At 65.8% G+C, this 1554-nt stretch carries 2 protein-coding genes; both read right to left on the bottom strand.

Annotation, left to right across the window (positions count from 1 at the left end; genetic code table 11):
- Nucleotides 1-342 precede the first annotated feature (342 nt).
- On the bottom strand, nucleotides 343-939 hold the full coding sequence (gene kdpC, locus FN369_RS01335; protein ID WP_142524417.1) for a K(+)-transporting ATPase subunit C: 597 nt from the start codon (nucleotides 937-939) through the stop codon (nucleotides 343-345).
- Between the two features lie 10 nt (nucleotides 940-949).
- Nucleotides 950-1554 (bottom strand): HAD-IC family P-type ATPase (locus FN369_RS01330; protein ID WP_142524416.1); only part of this gene is annotated, 605 nt, incomplete at its 5' end.

Raw genomic sequence — 1554 nt, 5'->3', positions numbered from 1 at the left:
AGGCCCGCTTCGGCTCTTCGAAGAGCACGCGGAGGGGAATGAGCGGGGGGAGCTTCCCTTGGGGCGGAGCGGCGCGGAGGAATGCCGCAGCCGGCAAGAAGCCGGCGAGGAAGAGGGAAGCGGCGGCGGAGCGGCGGAGCAAGATCGAAGGGCGCATGGCGATTGGTCCAAGGAACCTAGGGAAAAAGGTCTACCATGGCAACCCCGCTTTCGAAGGGCCCCTGAATCGGTGGTCCACATGGCCCGTTGCCCTCTGCGGGATCTCTTGGAGGATGCGTCTGTCGATCCGGTCGGCCGCGCAGGGAGCGACCCGCCACTTTTTCCTGGAGTCGACGACTCGCTCTAGCGTCCTCCGAGCCTCCCGTCGAGAGCCCAGTTGACCATCGCCACGTTCACCACGGGCTCCCCGAAGAGCCCGAGCCAAGAGTTGGTGGTATACCGGGCCAGGACCTTCCGCAACTCCGTGTGCGAGATCTTCCTCTCCCGTGCCACCCGGGGCAGCTGGAGAAGCGCGTTGGCGAGGCTGATGTGCGGGTCGAGGCCGCTTGCCGAGGCGGTCACGGCGTCCGCCGGGATGCGCTGGTCCGGGGAAAGGAGATTTTCCTTTCGGTAGTCGGCGATGCTCCGGGAGACCGCCTCGACGAGCTTCCGGGAGCTCGGAGCCAAGTTTCGGCCGCCGGAGGCGGTTGCGTCATAGCCCGCTTCTCCCGCCGCCGAAGGGCGCGGATGGAAATACTGCGGCCCCGAAAAGTTCTGGCCGAGGAGAGCCGAGCCCAAAATCGTTCCGTCGGGGGCGCGCACGAGGCTCCCGCTCGCCTGGAAGGGAAAGAGGAGCCGTCCGGTCCAATAGACGGCCAGGGGATAGAGTCCCCCGAGAAGAGCACCCAGCACGACCGTCAGGACGAGCGCAATCCGCAGCCGCATCCAAAATCCTTTCATCGCCAACCGACTACCTCCATGGAAGAAGCCCCAGCAGCCAATCGATCGCCTTGATTCCCAGGAAGGGGGCCACCAGACCGCCCAACCCGTAAATCGTGGCGTTGCGCACCAGCAGGGCCTGGGCCGTCAGCCCGCGCAGCCGAATGCCCTTGAGCGCGAGCGGGATCAACGCGACGATGATGAGCGCATTGAAGATCACGGCACTGATGATCGCGCTCTCCGGACTCCGCAGCTTCATGATGTTGAGGGGGGCGATGGCGGGGAAGGTACCCATCAGCATGGCGGGAATGATGGCAAAATATTTCGCGACGTCGTTGGCCACGCTGAAGGTGGTCATGGCCCCCCGGGTCACCAGGAGCTGCTTGCCGATCTCCACGACCTCGATGAGCTTGGTCGGGTTGCTGTCGAGGTCGACCATGTTCCCCGCCTCCCGGGCGGCCTGCGTCCCCGTGTTCATCGCAACCCCCACGTCGGCTTGGGCCAGAGCCGGCGCGTCGTTGGTGCCATCGCCGGTCATCGCGACCAGATGTCCCCCCTCCTGCTCGCGGCGAATCCGAGCCAGCTTCGCCTCCGGGGTCGCCTGGGCCAAAAAGTCGTCGACCCCCGCCTCCATCG

The organism is Methylacidimicrobium cyclopophantes (genome assembly GCF_902143385.2).
Lineage (GTDB): Bacteria > Verrucomicrobiota > Verrucomicrobiia > Methylacidiphilales > Methylacidiphilaceae > Methylacidimicrobium > Methylacidimicrobium cyclopophantes.
The sequence above is the reverse complement of the archived record's forward strand: the minus strand, read 5'-3'. Positions and strand labels throughout refer to the sequence as shown.

Excerpts from the sequence above, each read along its gene's own strand:
- kdpC (WP_142524417.1), bottom strand. The coding sequence starts at position 939 with ATGAAAGGATTTTGGATGCGGCTGCGGATTGCGCTCGTCCTGACGGTC.